At 52.7% G+C, this 15,886-nt stretch carries 20 protein-coding genes; 18 read left to right on the top strand and 2 right to left on the bottom strand.

What is annotated here, in order from left to right; all coding sequences use genetic code 11:
* The first annotated feature begins 48 nt into the window (after positions 1 to 48).
* From comGA to JUF22_RS09935, 16 genes are all read left to right on the top strand, one after another.
* Positions 49 to 1,014 (top strand): competence type IV pilus ATPase ComGA, encoded by a 966-nt coding sequence (gene comGA, locus JUF22_RS10010; RefSeq protein ID WP_203646085.1) that lies wholly within the window; start codon positions 49 to 51, stop codon positions 1,012 to 1,014.
* Positions 950 to 2,005: a type II secretion system F family protein gene (locus JUF22_RS10005; RefSeq protein ID WP_236000763.1), complete on the top strand. Its 1,056-nt coding sequence runs from the start codon at positions 950 to 952 to the stop codon at positions 2,003 to 2,005. The genes comGA and JUF22_RS10005 overlap by 65 nt, the downstream gene beginning before the upstream one ends.
* Positions 1,998 to 2,318 (top strand): prepilin-type N-terminal cleavage/methylation domain-containing protein, encoded by a 321-nt coding sequence (locus JUF22_RS10000; RefSeq protein ID WP_203646084.1) that lies wholly within the window; start codon positions 1,998 to 2,000, stop codon positions 2,316 to 2,318. Before JUF22_RS10005 ends, JUF22_RS10000 begins: the two co-directional genes overlap by 8 nt.
* Complete coding sequence (locus tag JUF22_RS09995; protein WP_203646083.1) at positions 2,305 to 2,772, top strand: type II secretion system protein; 468 nt, start codon at positions 2,305 to 2,307, stop codon at positions 2,770 to 2,772. The genes JUF22_RS10000 and JUF22_RS09995 overlap by 14 nt, the downstream gene beginning before the upstream one ends.
* On the top strand, positions 2,723 to 2,929 hold the full coding sequence (locus tag JUF22_RS09990) for a hypothetical protein (protein ID WP_203646082.1): 207 nt from the start codon (positions 2,723 to 2,725) through the stop codon (positions 2,927 to 2,929). Before JUF22_RS09995 ends, JUF22_RS09990 begins: the two co-directional genes overlap by 50 nt.
* Positions 2,926 to 3,357, top strand: a complete 432-nt coding sequence (locus tag JUF22_RS09985; RefSeq protein ID WP_203646081.1) for a prepilin-type N-terminal cleavage/methylation domain-containing protein — start codon at positions 2,926 to 2,928, stop codon at positions 3,355 to 3,357. Before JUF22_RS09990 ends, JUF22_RS09985 begins: the two co-directional genes overlap by 4 nt.
* Positions 3,312 to 3,578, top strand: coding sequence for a hypothetical protein (locus JUF22_RS09980; RefSeq protein ID WP_203646080.1), 267 nt, complete (start codon positions 3,312 to 3,314; stop codon positions 3,576 to 3,578). The genes JUF22_RS09985 and JUF22_RS09980 overlap by 46 nt, the downstream gene beginning before the upstream one ends.
* A gap of 68 nt (positions 3,579 to 3,646) precedes the next feature.
* Positions 3,647 to 4,669: a class I SAM-dependent methyltransferase gene (locus tag JUF22_RS09975; protein WP_236000762.1), complete on the top strand. Its 1,023-nt coding sequence runs from the start codon at positions 3,647 to 3,649 to the stop codon at positions 4,667 to 4,669.
* 15 nt (positions 4,670 to 4,684) lie between these two features.
* Positions 4,685 to 5,875, top strand: a complete 1,191-nt coding sequence (locus JUF22_RS09970) for an acetate/propionate family kinase (RefSeq protein ID WP_125765780.1) — start codon at positions 4,685 to 4,687, stop codon at positions 5,873 to 5,875.
* Between the two features lie 279 nt (positions 5,876 to 6,154).
* On the top strand, positions 6,155 to 7,579 hold the full coding sequence (locus JUF22_RS09965; RefSeq protein ID WP_203646078.1) for an amino acid permease: 1,425 nt from the start codon (positions 6,155 to 6,157) through the stop codon (positions 7,577 to 7,579).
* Positions 7,580 to 7,894: 315 nt separating this feature from the next.
* Entirely contained in the window at positions 7,895 to 8,683 is a 789-nt protein-coding gene (locus JUF22_RS09960) for an aldo/keto reductase (RefSeq protein ID WP_203646184.1), read from the top strand.
* 14 nt (positions 8,684 to 8,697) lie between these two features.
* On the top strand, positions 8,698 to 9,306 hold the full coding sequence (locus JUF22_RS09955) for a metallophosphoesterase family protein (protein ID WP_203646077.1): 609 nt from the start codon (positions 8,698 to 8,700) through the stop codon (positions 9,304 to 9,306).
* 114 nt (positions 9,307 to 9,420) lie between these two features.
* Positions 9,421 to 10,800, top strand: a complete 1,380-nt coding sequence (locus tag JUF22_RS09950; RefSeq protein WP_203646076.1) for a bifunctional metallophosphatase/5'-nucleotidase — start codon at positions 9,421 to 9,423, stop codon at positions 10,798 to 10,800.
* 11 nt (positions 10,801 to 10,811) lie between these two features.
* Positions 10,812 to 11,537 (top strand): YutD family protein, encoded by a 726-nt coding sequence (locus JUF22_RS09945; protein WP_203646075.1) that lies wholly within the window; start codon positions 10,812 to 10,814, stop codon positions 11,535 to 11,537.
* A gap of 12 nt (positions 11,538 to 11,549) precedes the next feature.
* A complete protein-coding gene (locus tag JUF22_RS09940) occupies positions 11,550 to 12,344 on the top strand; it encodes a TIGR01457 family HAD-type hydrolase (protein ID WP_203646074.1) in 795 nt (264 codons plus the stop codon).
* The gene (locus JUF22_RS09935; RefSeq protein ID WP_203646073.1) at positions 12,337 to 12,966 is read left to right on the top strand and encodes a TIGR01906 family membrane protein; all 630 of its coding nucleotides are present in this window, start codon (positions 12,337 to 12,339) and stop codon (positions 12,964 to 12,966) included. Before JUF22_RS09940 ends, JUF22_RS09935 begins: the two co-directional genes overlap by 8 nt.
* Before the next feature lie 72 nt (positions 12,967 to 13,038).
* Here the strand turns inward: JUF22_RS09935 and JUF22_RS09930 are convergent, their stop codons facing one another.
* Positions 13,039 to 13,704: a VTT domain-containing protein gene (locus JUF22_RS09930; protein WP_203646072.1), complete on the bottom strand. Its 666-nt coding sequence runs from the start codon at positions 13,702 to 13,704 to the stop codon at positions 13,039 to 13,041.
* Positions 13,705 to 13,830: 126 nt separating this feature from the next.
* The gene (locus JUF22_RS09925) at positions 13,831 to 14,340 is read right to left on the bottom strand and encodes a phosphatidylglycerophosphatase A family protein (protein ID WP_203646071.1); all 510 of its coding nucleotides are present in this window, start codon (positions 14,338 to 14,340) and stop codon (positions 13,831 to 13,833) included.
* A gap of 128 nt (positions 14,341 to 14,468) precedes the next feature.
* Here JUF22_RS09925 and JUF22_RS09920 point away from each other — a divergent pair, with 128 nt between their 5' ends.
* Complete coding sequence (locus JUF22_RS09920) at positions 14,469 to 15,062, top strand: peptidylprolyl isomerase (protein WP_203646070.1); 594 nt, start codon at positions 14,469 to 14,471, stop codon at positions 15,060 to 15,062.
* Between the two features lie 35 nt (positions 15,063 to 15,097).
* Complete coding sequence (locus JUF22_RS09915) at positions 15,098 to 15,487, top strand: CvfD/Ygs/GSP13 family RNA-binding post-transcriptional regulator (RefSeq protein ID WP_125766254.1); 390 nt, start codon at positions 15,098 to 15,100, stop codon at positions 15,485 to 15,487.
* Positions 15,488 to 15,886 lie beyond the last annotated feature (399 nt).

Raw genomic sequence — 15,886 nt, 5'->3', positions numbered from 1 at the left:
GGCGATTGATTACGGAGTTAACTTAAAAGGACTTGGAGGTGGCACAACTTGATTGAGGACCTGATTCAAAAACTGATTGCCGCAGCGGTAACGCAACACGCTAGCGATATTTACGTCTTACCCCACGAAACGGGGTATCAGATTCGCTTGCGAACAGCATTGGCACTCGTCATTTGGCAAACGGTGACGCTGGCAGTGGGGATGCAGATCATGACGTATTTTAAATTTCACGCCAACATGGCCGTTAGTGAACGGCGGCGGCCTCAAGTCGGGGCACTGACCTGGTCGGGACCCGTGCCGGTCGAGCTACGTTTCTCGACCGTGGGGGACTACGCCAACCAGGAATCCCTGGTGATTCGCGTCATCTACCCTTATGCAGCTACCCGGGCGGCCTATTTAGTGCCGCCACAACAGGGACAACTCGTGTCTTTGGCCCAGCGACGGGGACTGATGCTATTTGCCGGGCCAACCGGGGCGGGGAAGACCACGACCATGTACACGACGGCGAGCGGCTTAGCCCAGTCTGCCGTGGTGCTGACCGTGGAGGACCCGGTGGAAATCAAAGAGTCGCGGTTTATTCAGCTACAGGTCAATGAACCGGCGGGGATGAGTTACGATGCACTGATCAAGGTGGGCTTACGGCATCGACCTGACGCCTTTATTATTGGGGAGATTCGCGACCAACAGACGGCCCAGGCGGCGGTCCGGGCGGCGCTGAGTGGCCATCTGGTCATGAGCACGGTGCACGCTCAAACGGCGGTCGGGACCGTGAGTCGGTTGGCGGACTTGGGGGTTGCCCCGAGCCAGCTTCGTCAGGTGTTGACGGCGGCGTGCTATCAGCGATTGATTCCTAAGCAAGACGGCACACCGGCCGTGCTCCTGGATATTGTGACGGATTCTTCCCTGTGGCAGGCAACCGTGACTCCGACAGAAAGGTGGCGAGAAACCCTTGAAAACGCAGCAGCAACCCAGATTATTAGCGCGGCTACGGCGGCAAAATTTCGGGCGGGCTAGGTGGCCATTGACGACTCAGGCCCGGTTCTGCCAATTACTGGCCGACCAACTTGCGAGTGGCTTTTCACTGAAGCAGGCCGTGACCTTCCTGCGTACGGTCGGCGGCGAGTTTCCGGCCGGCTTGGCAACACTTGAGCAAGCACTGTTAGGTGGGGCCGACCTGGTCCCCTTGCTAGCGCCATACCTGCAGCCCAATATTTATTTTCAACTGCAGGTCACCACGACCTATGGCGAGCTGGCACCAGCATTACGGGAGGCGGCCGAACTTTTACGGCTGATGGCGACCCAGCGGCAACGGTTGCGGCAATTGTTAGCGTATCCGCTGGGCCTATTTGTCAGTATGGCCGGGTTGTTTCTGACACTACAGGTGGGGATTCTCCCTCAGCTTCAGCATGAGGTAGCGCCGACCCAAACACTCCCGATTGGCTGGCAACAGTACAGCTGGCTGGGCGGTGGTCTCATCTTGGTGCTGGTCTTAGTCAGTGCCGCGCGGTGGTGGATGCGCCAACCCAGTCTGCGTTTGGCGAGCCTGTACTTGCGGGTCCCCTTTATCGGCCGCATCTGTCAGACCTACTATGCGTACTACCTGACGGCAAACCTCGGTCAGCTGGTGCAGAGCGGCCTGAGTGTTAAACAGATGATAGCGGTGCTCCAGCACTTGCCGGAACGCGCCTTGCTTCACCAACTGGCTTATCGGCTGGAACGCCAGCTAGCCGGTGGTCAGTCGCCCGTTGGCTGGTTAAGGGAGCAGGCGTTTATTCCGGCACAGGTGTTGGTCTTTCTACAAAAGGGGAGCACCAGTGCCCAATTGGCTCGGGAACTCCGGGCGTTCAGTACGCTCCAGTATCGGGAGCTGGTGCGCCGGACGGAACGGGGGTTAGCTTTGGTCCAACCGATTCTGCTGGGCGTCGTCGCCCTGCTGATTGTCGGCGCCTATCTGAGTCTCTTGTTACCGATGTATCAAAACTTACAGGGGGTCTACAATGACTAACGTGCGGCACGGCTTTACGCTGGTGGAAATGACCATCGTGCTCTTTATTATTTCCTTATTGATCTTAATTATCCTGCCCAACCTGAATAATCAGCGGCAGCGCGCCAACCAGATTCATGGGAATGCCATGACGACGGTCGTTCAGGGTCAGGTCACGGCCTATCTGGATGATCACCCGGTCAAGGATGCTCGGGAACCGCATGTGACCTATGAGATGTTACAGAGCGGCAAATACCTGACCGCCCAACAGGTTGAACGTGCCGAGCAGGAACGCATTCAAATTAAAGGGGACCAGGCCATTGCCCAGAAGTAGGGGCTTTACCCTATACGAAATGCTGATTGTTCTGGTCATCGTGTCGGGACTCACAGTATTGGTCACGTTTCAGGGGCAGCGGCACCAACAGCTTTTAGCGGAACGGGCTTTCTGGCCCTCTTGGCAACGGATGTGGACGGCGGGTCGGCAAGCCGCCATCCGTCGCCGCGAAGTGGTAGGCATTCGGGTGATTTCAGCGCAACACGTAGTCACGCTTAGCACCATCAAGGGTCACCAGGTTCTGGGGCAGTTAAGGATTCCGCCAACCCTACAACTGCGCGATCCGGACACGGCTTGGACCATTCGGCCTTCCGGTGCCTCGACAGCGTTACGAATGGAATGGTACAGCACGGCCAGCCATAACTGGATTTATCAAACGTTTCAATTGGGAGGAGCGATTTTTTATGTGGAAACCACGTCAACACGACGACCGCCACGGGTGGGTGCTACCTGATGCCTTGTTGGCGCTCGCGGTTGTGTGTCTGGCAGTGACCCTGACCACGGATTTCTTACAGGCCACCCATCATTTAGAGCGGCAGCGACAGGTTAGATTAGAGACGGCGCGTCAGGCCCACGACCGGGCCTTACAGCACTGGTTGGACCAGCAATGAGGCGCCGCGCGGGATTCACCCTAATTGAAACTGTCGTGGCGTTAGCGATTGCGGCGGGGATGTTTGTCCTGGCAACCGGCACGGAGCAAACATTTCTGCGGCCACTTCGGCATGACCCGGTTGCTTGGTATCAGGTGGTTCAGCTTCTTGAACAGCCGGGCCGTTACCGTCTCGCAGCGGCTGACGATGACGTCCTCACCGTTTACGACCAGCAGCAGGCAAATAAACCAGTGAGACTGTCAATTGACCGTAAGCAAGTGTTGAAGCTGACCAACGCTCGGTTTCGGGGATACGACCCCTTGCTCCGCCAGGTCACGGCCATTCACTGGCAGGATTTGGGCAAAGGGGTGGTGCGGCTACGACTCAAACAGGAGGGATTACCTTGGCAGACCACACTCGTCGATTTACGCGGCATCACGGGTTCCTGACACTCTGGGCGCTCTTTTTCTTAGCCAGTGTCAGCCTACTTTTGAGCGTCGTTGGGGTCGGGCTAGCTGCGCGTCGAGAGACAACCAATCAGCTGGTTCGCGACTATCAGCAATCGACGCAAAAGATTGTGCACCAGACCCGACAGCTCGTGAAAAAGGGGGCGACACCCCGACGTCACCAGCCGACCAAAGCGGATTCGCCGCAAAGATTGCTTGAATAAAGGGTAAAAAATCGGTAGTATAGATAGCGGATACAATGTGTCATGGAAAATTCACAAGGAGGCGAAGCGTGCTGTCACAAGAACAGACTGAAGCGCTCTTTAAGGTCCTGGACGAGTCCACGACGACCTTACAAGCAGCACTAAGCACATCTTATTTAGATGCGTTCGTTGAGACGGGGGATAACCTCCTCAACGGACAAGTTCAAGTTGAAGACGATCGGCCAGATCAAAAAACCGTCGCCCAATTAACTGACTTGTACCAGCAGGCCGATTGGCAAAGCTTTGATTCGGAAACGGTGCGGCGAGCAGTGCAATTAGCAATGCTGAAAGCCATTCGTATCGATGAAATCCAAGCCAATCATCAGTTAACGCCTGATACCATTGCCTACATCATGGGCTATTTGGTTACCCGGTTAGAGAAGGGGAAGACCCACCTGTCATTGCTGGACCTAACAGTAGGGACAGGGAACTTGTTAACTGCTGTGATTTCACAGCTAAAAGCGGTCGTTGCTGGTAAGATTGATGCGTACGGAATCGATAACGATGACACCATGTTAGCGATTGCCCAAACATCCAGTGACCTGCAACGCATTCCGGTGGAACTGGTTCACCAGGATGCCTTGGAACGGTTATTGGTGCCAGCTAGTGACTTGATTGTGGCTGACTTACCAATTGGGTATTACCCAGTTGATGACAATGCAGTCAACTTCAAGACAGCGGCGCAAAAAGGGCACACTTATGTGCATCATTTGTTGTTGGAGCAAGCCATGAATCAGTTGACGCCTGGCGGTATCGGTGTCTTTCTGGTGCCCTCACAACTCTTCCAGAGTGAACAGGCAGAGAACCTGTTGAAGTGGTTGCCAAACAACGCTTATTTGCAGGGATTGTTGAATCTGCCAAGTGAGTTATTTGCGAATGCCAACGCACAAAAGGCCATTTTGATCTTACAGAAGCCGGGTGCGGGCGCCAAGCAAGTTGAACAAGTCATGTTGGGGGAATTCCCTTCATTTAAGAATCAATCAGCGTTCCAAAAGTTTGTTGCAGAGATTGTGCAGTGGGAAGAACAAAACCTACTGACCGATCGCAAATAAAAGGAGAAATACCACATGGGAAAATCATTAGCAATTAACGCCGGCAGTTCAACTTTAAAGTTCAAACTGTTCGAAATGCCTGCAGAATCAGTTATCGCTGAAGGGGCCATTGAACGAATTGGTTTGGGCAACTCGTTAGTTGAAATCAAGTACGGCGACGGCCAAAAGTACGAAACGCATGAAGACGTGGACGACCACAGTGCCGCTATCCAATTGATGCTGAACCAATTGACTGACTTGAAGATTATCACCGACTTCAACGAAATCACGGGTATCGGTCACCGGGTTGTTGCCGGGGGTCAAGAATTCAAGGACTCTGCCATTATTGATGACGAGGTCTTACAAAAGATCAAGGACTTGTCCGAATATGCTCCATTGCACAACCCAGCCGCTGCTTTAGGCATCGAAGCTTTCAAGAAGATTTTGCCTAACGTCTTGAGTGTGGCCGTCTTTGATACGTCCTTCCACACCTCTATGCCCCAAGAAAACTACATGTACGCCATCCCTTACGAATACTACGAAAAGTATGGTGCCCGTAAGTATGGTGCCCACGGGACTAGCCACCGTTACGTTGCTGGCCGGGCCGCTGCCATGTTAGGCAAGCCGTTGAAGGACTTGAAGCTGATCACCATGCACCTGGGTGCCGGTGGTTCCATCACTGCCATCAAGGATGGCAAGTCATTTGACACGTCCATGGGCTTCACGCCACTGGCCGGTATCGAAATGGCCACCCGTTCTGGGGATATCGATGCTTCCTTAGTGGCTTACCTGATGGAAAAACTGAACATCGACAAGCCTAATGACATGATCAACATCTTGAACAAGAAGTCTGGCTTGATCGGGGTTTCTGGTGTTTCCGCTGATATGCGTGACCTGGAAAAGGTTCAAGCTAAGAACCCACGTGCGAAGTTAGCCCGTGACATGTTCATCAACCGGATCATTCGCTACGTTGGATCTTACCTGGCTGAATTGGGTGGCGCTGACGCCATCGTCTTCACGGCCGGTGTGGGTGAAAACGACATCATGATTCGTCAAGAAGTTGCCGACAAGTTAAGCTACTTCGGCATTGGCGTTGACCCAGAAAAGAACAACATTCGTGGCGTTGAACGCGACTTAAGTGTTGCCGGTTCTAAGATCAAGACCCTCTTGATTCCAACCGATGAAGAATTAATGATCGTTCGGGACATCGAACGGTTACGGAAATAAGCTTTAAAAAGTGAGGGCCTTGCGCCACTCACGACAGCGACTTCACTGGCATTTTGCGCCGGTGGGGTCGCTTTTTTGTGCCATCTTTTCTCACGGTTTCATAACCGGACGGAATCTTGCAACAACAGTTGAATATATTTCATCTAAAATCCACGAAAGTGACGTAAACTGGATTACACTGGGCTGGCAACGCTTTTTAATTTACCAAACCAACCAGTGTCGCTACTAGTATTGCCCCCTTGGACGTGTATAATGAATTTCAACAAAGGGGCGATTAAGATGAAAAAAAGTCAAGTGAATGAAAACCAAGAATTTTCACGGGGCCTTCAGAGTCGTCACGTCCAACTGATTGCGCTGGGGGGCACAATCGGGACGGGGCTATTCTTGGGGGCCGGCCAATCGATTCACCTTGCCGGACCATCCATTGTGTTGGCCTACCTGATAACGGGAATCATGTGTTTCCTGTTAATGCGGGCATTAGGTGAACTCTTACTCTCAGATTTAAATGCACACTCGTACATTGATTTTATTCAGCGGTACCTGGGTGACAATATGAGCTTCGTGGCCGGGTGGACCTACTGGGTCTGCTGGATCACGATTGCCATGGCAGAAATTACCGCCGCGGGGCAATACATGCAATTCTGGTTCCCACACCTGCCACAGTGGGTCACGGGACTGGTCTTACTGGGTATCCTGTTGACCTTAAACTCGGTCACGGTCAGTGCCTTTGGTGAAACGGAATTCTGGTTTGCCATCATTAAAATTGTGGCCATCATTGCCTTGATTCTTGCCGGGGCGTACATGGTTGCCGTGCACTACCCGACACCGGCTGGTCACGCCAGCGTCACAAACTTGGTTTCCGGCGGCTTCTTTGCCAACGGGGCCAAAGGCTTTTTCCTTTCCTTCCAGATGGTGCTCTTCAGTTTCGTCGGCATCGAAATGGTGGGGATGACCGCGTCCGAAACGGCCAACCCGAAGAAGGTCTTGCCTAAGGCCATCAACGAGATTCCGCTGCGAATCATCCTGTTCTACCTGGGCTCTCTGTTAGCACTGATGTCCATCTACCCATGGCAAGCCGTTTCCCCAACCAGCAGTCCCTTCGTTCAAGTGTTCAAGAACGTGGGGATTCAATCCGCTGCGGCCGTGATCAACTTCGTGGTCTTGACGGCGGCGGCTTCGGCCTGCAACAGTTCGTTGTTTACGACCGGGCGGATGCTGTTCTCCCTGACCTACCGGGGTGAGGGGAAGTTCGCCAAGCACATGGGTGTTCTCTCACGTGCGCAGGTCCCAGTCCGGGCGCTGCGGTTCTCAACCGTTGTGATTGCTGTGTCAGTCTTCCTGAACTTCCTGATTCCGGGTCACGTCTTCGCGTTTGTTTCCAGTGTGGCGACAACTTGTTTCCTGTTCATCTGGGGCGCAATCGTTGTGGCACATATCAAATACAAGAAACAACAGTTAGCGGCCGGCGTCACCACCAAGTCCAGCTTTAAGATGCCATTCTTCCCGTGGAGCGATTACTTTATTCTGGCGTTTCTGGCCATGGTCGGAATCGTCCTCCTGTTCCGGGTGGACACGCTGATTGCGTTGATTGGGTCCATCTTCTGGCTCGCAGCGTTGAGTGTCGGCAAATACCTGAAGGATCGGCGGACAGCTAGTCATCCCGTTGTGGATGATGGCACGACCGACGACACCAAAGAAATCTAAATAATGTCAAACGAAATACGTGAGCCTGGGATAAAATTCCAGGCTCTTTTTAATTGGGCGCATCCGCGGGCCAGAGTCAGCGAAAAAACGCTGAAAGTGCTACGATAGGAGTAATATAACGGTTGCCGCTTTGGTGAGGATATCTGATATTTGGGGGCACAGACTTGGGCAAATTGCCAAGTTATTAGTCGTCTAAATGATCGGACAATCAGCTAAGTTGGTGACTAAGCTAATAGGGGTGTTTAATGATGAAACAAGTCACGATTGCCGGACAGACAGTGCCCACAATTGGTATTGGCACTTGGCACTTGGCACATGGGCGACCGTCCAGACCAACGGGAAACTGAGATTGCGGCCATCCGCGCGGGCATCGCTGCGGGAGCCCGGGTCATCGATACGGCCGAAATGTATGGTTCCGGTCGGGCCGAGGACCTGGTCGGGGAGGCGTTGGCCCCCATCGACCGGCAACAGATCTATCTGATCTCCAAGGTGTTACCGGAAAATGCGTCCCGGCAACGCATGGCCGTCAGCTTGGATGCCAGTCTGCGGCGGTTACGGACGGATTATCTGGATCTTTACCTCTACCATTGGCGGGGCAACGTACCGTTAGCCGAAACGGTGGCGGAGCTCCAACGCCTGCAACAGACCGGGAAAATCCGGTCGTGGGGCGTGTCTAACTTTGATATTGACGACTTAAAGGAACTCTGGCAGCTCCCCGGCGGTGATCAAGCCGTCGCCAACGAAGACCTGTACCACCTGGGGAGTCGAGGCTTGGACTACGCCGTCTTGCCCTGGCAACGAGAACACCAGCTGCCGCTGATTGCCTATTCACCAATTGCTCAGGGGGATGCTTGGGGCCACCATTTGACCACAAACGAGACGGTCAAGGCCATCGCGGCTCAACACCACGTGTCAATCTATCAAGTCCTCTTGGCGTGGGTCATTCACCAACCGCAAGTCCTGGCGATTCCGCAGACCAGTTCCGTGGCGCATATGACACAAAATGTGGCCGCGGCCGACCTGACGCTGTCACCGGCTGAATTAACGCAGCTGGACCAAGCCTTTCCAGCACCAACGACGAAGCAACCATTAGATATCTTATAAAAGGGGGAGCACTCATGGAATTTTTTACGTCAGATACCCATTTCTTTCACGAAGATCTGTTGGGGGACAGCGATTTTGCCCCACGGCCCTTTGCCAGCGTGGACGAAATGAATCAAACCATCATTGATAATTGGAACAAGCGGGTGGCGCCGACCGACACGGTCTATCATCTGGGCGACATTGCCCTATACTTTACCAAGCCAGCCGTGAAGTCGGATGAGGCCGTCTGCAACGTCTTATCGCAACTGAACGGCCATTTGGAACTGATCAAGGGAAATCATGACAGCCGCGCCCTGTTCAAGTACCTGGCGGCGCACAATCCCATTGAAAACGGTCAGTCTAAATTTGCCTTTCACGACGTCGGCGTACTGATCAAATATGATCACCGGCAGTATTACATGACCCATTATCCAATGATGCTGGGAATCGTGAACCAGATTATTAATTTGCACGGGCATATTCACCATTACGCGGTGCCGGTCAAAGAGAATATCAACGTTGGCGTGGATACGCCAGAAACCCGCTATCTCACCGAACAAGTGCCATTTGGAACGCCATTTTCAACCAGTGAGATTGAAGAAATGGTCGCTGGCAAGGCCCAGGAGTTCCAGGAAAAGCAATAAATGGTCGTTTAGGATGGTCACGGTTATCAGGCCGGTCAGGTGATGCGGCCCATGCTTGACCGTTTCTCTCCGATGCCGTACGATTGAAATCAGTGTTAAGAGGAGAGAGAATTGATGGAACGGATTACCATTTTGCATACCAACGACCTGCATTCACACTTTGAGAACTGGCCGCGGATTCGCCGGTACCTGGCGAACACCCGGCAACAGGCCGAACAAGCGGGGGACACCGTCTACACCTTTGATTTGGGTGATAACATTGACCGGGTCCACCCCGTGAGTGAGGCGACGGTCGGTCAGAAAAACATTGAACTGATGAATCAGATTGGCTACGATGCGGCCACGATTGGCAACAACGAGGGCCTGGGGTTCATGCGCGCGCAGTTGGACCATCTCTACGACCATGCAAATTTCCCCGTGATTCTGGGCAACATCCTGACTGGGGACACGCACAAGCAACCGGATTGGGCCATCGACCATCAGGTTTTCACGACGCCGGCAGGGACCCGAATGCTGGTGTTAGGGCTAACGGCGCCGTACCATCTGACGTATCCTTTGGCCGGTTGGTACCCGATTGCCGTCAATCCAGCCTTAACGCAGCTCTTACAGACCTATGCCGGGCAATTTGACGTGTGCGTCTTGCTGTCACATTTGGGATTAGACGTCGACCGGCAGATTGCCAAGCGCTTTCCTGAGGTGACGGTCATCATCGGCAGTCACACGCACCACTTGCTCAAGCACGGCGAGCAGGATAACCATAGCCTGTTGGCCGCGGCTGGCAAATGGGGGCGTTACGTGGGTCGTATCACGTTGGACCTCGAGGATCATCAGCTGAAGCGGGGCCAGGCTGGCGTCGTGGAAACGGCGACCTTACCCGAACAGAGCGGGGATGCTGCTGAAATTGGCGCACTCGATGACCTGGGCAAGTCCATTTTGTCCGAACAACGGGTCGCCAACTTGCCGGTTGCCATGGAGGCTGATCCGGCTGGTCATCCCCGGCTAGTCCAAGAAGGCTTGCACGCGGTGGCAGAGTACGCCGGCACCCAGGCAGCCATTTTAAATGCCGGGCTCTTTCTCCACGATTTACCTAGTGGTGTGGTCAACCAGAATCAACTCCACGAGCTCTTACCCCACAACATGCACGTGATGAAGATCACGTTAAGTGGCTACGACTTGTGGCGGTTGATTCAGGAATTTGAGCTCGCCCGACTATTTTTACGGTACTTTCCGCAAAAAGGCATGGGATTTCGTGGTAAAATCTTTGGAGAGATCAATTATTTGGGTATCGCCTATGACGCCAAGACCCACGAGGTCACCTGGCGGGGCGAACCGCTATCACCAACTAAGCAGTATACGATTGCGGGATTGGATCACTATTTGTTCATCCCATTTTTCCCAACGATCTCAATCGTGGGCCAGAATCAAATCTTATATGAAGACTTATTACGGGAAGTCTTTGCCAAATATCTGGCGAAGCACTACCCCTTAACTTAGAAACAGAGAGGATGACGACGGTGGATCGCAAAGATTTAGAGGCACTTGTTGCCGAACAAAAAGAAACCCGGGAGCCAGCCGCCGAAGTGGTCCGGGTCGATGAGACGCATTTAAACATCAATGGCCATCCCTACGAAGTGGTTGCCGACGTCCGGGATGGATTTGATTTCACGGAATTCTCCCAACGCTTCAGCACCATCTTGAGCAAATTCGACTACATTGTCGGCGACTGGGGCTTCGAACAGCTCCGGTTGAAGGGCTTTTACGCCGAAGACCGTGCGGGCGCCAAGCAAAATCAGATTGATGCCGTACAGGACTATCTCTATGAATCCTGTAATTTTGGCTGTGCCTACTTTATTCTGCACAATTTGGATGTGAAATCGGCACCCAAACCACGGCGGCCGAGACGGCGTCGAAACGCACGGCCGACCAGTTCCAGCAATCAGACGAAAGCCGCGGCAGAAAAGCCAACGAACCAGTCGGCTAAGCGCGAAGCTGCACCAGCTAAGAAATCGGCCACGGCTGAAAGCCATGCTACTGTTAACGGCAACGGCAATGGCGCACACAACACGCATCGGCGACGGTCACACCGCCGTCACCGTAACACGTCGCATCCCTACACGGAAGAACGGCGACCAGTCGCCAAGCCCACTACGGGCAACGACAAGAAGACGGTTACCGTGGCTTCTGGCGGTCAGGGACGGCGGCACTTTACCATTCGTAAAAAAGAAGATTAGGGAGAGTTGGCAGTGAAAAAGTATCAGGCTTATTTAATCGACCTTGATGGGACCATCTACGCGGGTAGCAAGCGCTATCCCAAAGCAAAGGCGTTCGTGGAGCGGCTTCAGGCGGCGCACGTGCCCTTTAAATTTGTGACGAATAACACGACCAAACTCCCGGTCGACGTGGTGGCCAATCTGGCCGATAACCACGATATTCACGTCACCACGGATAACGTATACACGGCCGGCCTGGCAACGGCGGACTTTTTAGACCACCGTGCCGGTCAGACGGGCAAACGAACCGTTTACGTGGTGGGCGAGATTGGGCTCAAACAGGCTTTGGCTGCAAAGGGGTTTACGGTCGATGAGGACCATCCCGAGTACGTGGTCGTGGGGCTAGACAGTGACGTGACCTACGAAAAATTTGCGAAGGCCATTCTGGCGATTCGCAGTGGCTCGACGTTTATCGGGACCAATTCGGACTCCAATATTCCCAAGGCCCGGGGCTTGATGCCCGGTGCCGGGGCGCTGGTCGACATGGTGCGCTACGCCACGCAACAGGACCCGATTTTTGTGGGTAAGCCGGAACCGATTATCTTAAATAATTCCCTGGCACAGCTGGGGATTGCGGCTGATCAGGCACTGATGGTAGGCGATAACTACCAGACGGACATCCTGGCCGGCATTCACGCTGGGGTGGACACCCTGTTGACCTATACGGGTGTGTCGACACCGGCACAAGTGACGCAACAGGCCATCCAACCGACCTATACCGTGCCGGACCTGGCTCACTGGGATCTGGAGGCGGGGCCGATTGACTAGGTTAGCACGCTGGGGTGGGTTAACCGCCCTCTTTTTAGCGCTGATCACGTTAAGTATCTTCTTAACGATCAACGCCGTGTGGCTGTATCGCCTAGACATTCACTGGTTGGCCATCAGCCAAACGGTCCAGATGTCTGCAAATAAAATCATGCACAATTATCTGCAAATGCTGGCGTACCTGGAACTGCCGTGGGTGACCGATTTAAACATGACCGATTTTCCCACGTCATTTACGGGGATGGTCCATTTTCATGACGTGAAGAACCTCTTTTTGCTCAATAACGTGGTTCTCGTGCTCAGTGTGGGACCTGCGGGGTGGTACTTGCACCAGCTCAAGCAACGGGCTGAACAGTGGCGTCTCTTGCGGCCGGTCCAGATTGCGGCGATTGTGCCCCTGGTGCTGGGGGCGATGCTAGCCGTGAACTTTAACGGCTTCTTCATTGCTTTTCACGAGGTGCTCTTTCGTAACAACGACTGGCTCTTTGACCCGGACCTTGATCCCATCATCAATGCGCTACCGGATACGTTCTTCCTGCACTGCTTCGTGCTGGCGTTCGTGCTGTTCGAGGCTGGACTCGGCTGGTTATACTGGCGGGGTCGTGTCGCCATTAAACGCGCCTAATTGGCAAACTAAAAAGCAGGACTTGAGAAAATTCTCAGGTCCTGCTTTATTTGTGTGACAAGAACTTATTTTTTAGTCGTCTTCCGGGAGGCTACTCGGAGTTGATGGGTGACGCCCCTTTAACCAGCCGACGACGGCGGGAATCAGGGAAATCACGATGATGCCTAAGACGACGGCAGAGAAGTGCGCCTTGACGAAGGGGATGTTTCCGAAGAAATACCCACCGCCACAGCAGATGGCTACCCAGGTAAGGGCGGCGCTAACGTTGTATTTGAGAAAACGCCGGTAAGGGAATTGGGAACCCGCAGCCGTGAAGGGCACGAACGTCCGAATGATGGGCATGAACCGTCCCAAGAAGATGGCCAACGGTCCGTGTTTACGGAAGAACTTCTCCGACTGCGCGAGCTTATCCTTGTTGATCAGGCGACCGAACCACGAGTGACTGGACAATGCGGCACCGGCCTTGCCCCCTAGGTAGAAGTTGAGCGAGTCCCCGCCGATGGCAGCTAATAGGAAGAGTGCCACGAAGAACCAGATGTTCAGCTTGTAGGCGGGGTTGGCAGCGAGGGCCGCTGCGGCGAACAACAGGGAGTCGCCGGGAAGAAAGGGCAGAATCACCGCACCGGTCTCCACGAAAACGATGGCGAAAAGAATGAAGTAGGTGGATCCGCCAAAGGTGTTGACGATGTTCACCAAGTGGTCGTCGATGTGTAAGACGAAATCAATTAAATATCCCATTAAGGGTCTCCTTATGCTAGTGTGAAATTTGTTATGCCTACATTGTAGAAGGTTTTGACCCCACTGTCAGCAGAGCCGGTGAACCTTAACGAAATTATGATATTTGATGCTAAGCTCGTGCGACGCTTATTTAAACGGGGTATCCTGCTCGCCAGTGTCGTCATGAGCTAACCGCGCAGCCGCAGCCGCCGCAATCGCCCCAACGAGATCATCGAGGAAGGTGTGGATGATCCCAGGTTCGTGCGCGTTGAGCTTGGCCAGGATACCAGGCTTGACCCGGTCGATGTACCCGTAGTTGGTAAAGCCAATCGAACCGTAAATATCTACTATAGAGAGCGCCATGGTTTCGTCCACGCCGTAAAGCCCCTCGTCCCGTTCGACAATTGTCTGTAGAGGTTCCAATAGAGTGTGGTGTTCCGCGGCAATGTCGAGTTGAATCCCGGTGAGGATGGCATTTTGGACTTCTCGTTTGCTAAGAACGGTTTGCACACTGGCGAGAGCTTCCTCGGTGGTGAGACCGGCGATGTAATCTTTTTGGAGGAAGATAACCAGGTCGGCGATGGCCTCAAGCTCGACACCGCGTTCGTTAAGTAAGTCAATCGTCCGTTGCTTTAAAGCCGTTGTTGGTTTTGTCATTTAATCAGACTCCTTCGAATTAAATTGTGTTCTCTTAGTATAACACCGTGGCTGTCAGTTGCATTTTTGACGGTTGGCGGTGATAATAGATAAGCAGATAGTGTTTTGAAAAGATATGGAGGATAATTATGACAAAGTTTCCACAAATTGATTTGGCTAACGCCAGGGGTCCACAAGTAACGATTGAAACGTCCATGGGGACCATTCAGCTGCAACTCTTCCCCGAACAAGCACCAAAGACAGTTGAAAACTTTGTGACCCATGCCAAGGCCGGTTACTATGATGGCTTGACGTTCCACCGGGTCATTCCTAACTTTATGATTCAAGGTGGCGATCCAACCGGTACTGGTATGGGTGGCGAAAGCATCTGGGGTCAACCCTTCGAAGATGAATTCTCACAAGAGTTATACAACTTGCGTGGGGCCGTCTCGATGGCGAATGCTGGTCCTAACACCAACGGTAGCCAATTCTTTATCGTGCAAGATAAGGATATGACGGAACAGATGCAGGCTCAGATGAAGGATGCCGGTTTCCCAGAAGAAATCGTCGATGCTTATAAAGACGGCGGGACCCCTTGGTTGGACTTCCGTCACACGGTCTTTGGTCAAGTTATCGCGGGGATGGACGTTGTTGACGCCATTGCCAAGGTCAAGACGGATGCTAGTGATCAACCAGCAACGCCTGTCACCATGGACAAAGTCACGGTCACAGAAGCCAAATAGGCTAGCACCAGATGATTAGTGAGGAGGGCACGACTATGCCGTTTCAAATTGGTCAACGGGTGACCGGCCACATTACGGGCATTCAGCCTTACGGGGCGTTTGTCAGTTTGGGCGGTCATCGTCAGGGCCTCATTCATATTTCTGAATGCCATTGTGGGTACGTGAAGGACATTCACGACTATTTAAAGGTCAATCAGGAAGTGAACGTTGTTATCCTGGACATTGATGAGTTCACGGGAAAAATCAGCTTGTCGCTGCGGTGTCTTGAGCACGTGGCGTATAGTCCAGAGCCCCTGGAGCATCAGCACCGACATTACTGGACGAATCATCGCATCAACATTGGGTTTAAACCAATTGCGGATCGGCTAGAAGGCTGGAAGTCCGAGGCCTCACAGCGCTTAGATCAAGAACAAGCTTCCTCTTAGGGGGAGGCTTTTTATTTTATTTGCAATTAGTGCTTGACCTACTTAAAGATGATTGGTAAGATATTACCTGTTGCTGATTTGAGACGAGCAATGCATAAATAACAGGTTCTTGAATAGTTAATCAAAATTTGAAATTTGTGCTTGACGAGTTAAATCGTAACTGATACAATGCTTTATGTTGTCAAGGCGTGTCAATCACGTCGAATTCATTTCTTTGGATGTTGAATAAATATTCAAAGAGTTGAAAAAAGATGTTGACACGATTTAAACGACATGATATACTTTAAAAGTTGTCACGGAGCGATTGCTTCTTATGGCAACTTGGTAGACCTTTGAAAACTGAACATTGTTTCGACAAACCAAATATGTGTAGGGCGGTTTGATACTTGGTATCAAACC

It is taken from the genome of Levilactobacillus lanxiensis, from assembly GCF_016861655.1.
Lineage (GTDB): Bacteria > Bacillota > Bacilli > Lactobacillales > Lactobacillaceae > Levilactobacillus > Levilactobacillus lanxiensis.
The sequence above is the reverse complement of the archived record's forward strand: the minus strand, read 5'-3'. Positions and strand labels throughout refer to the sequence as shown.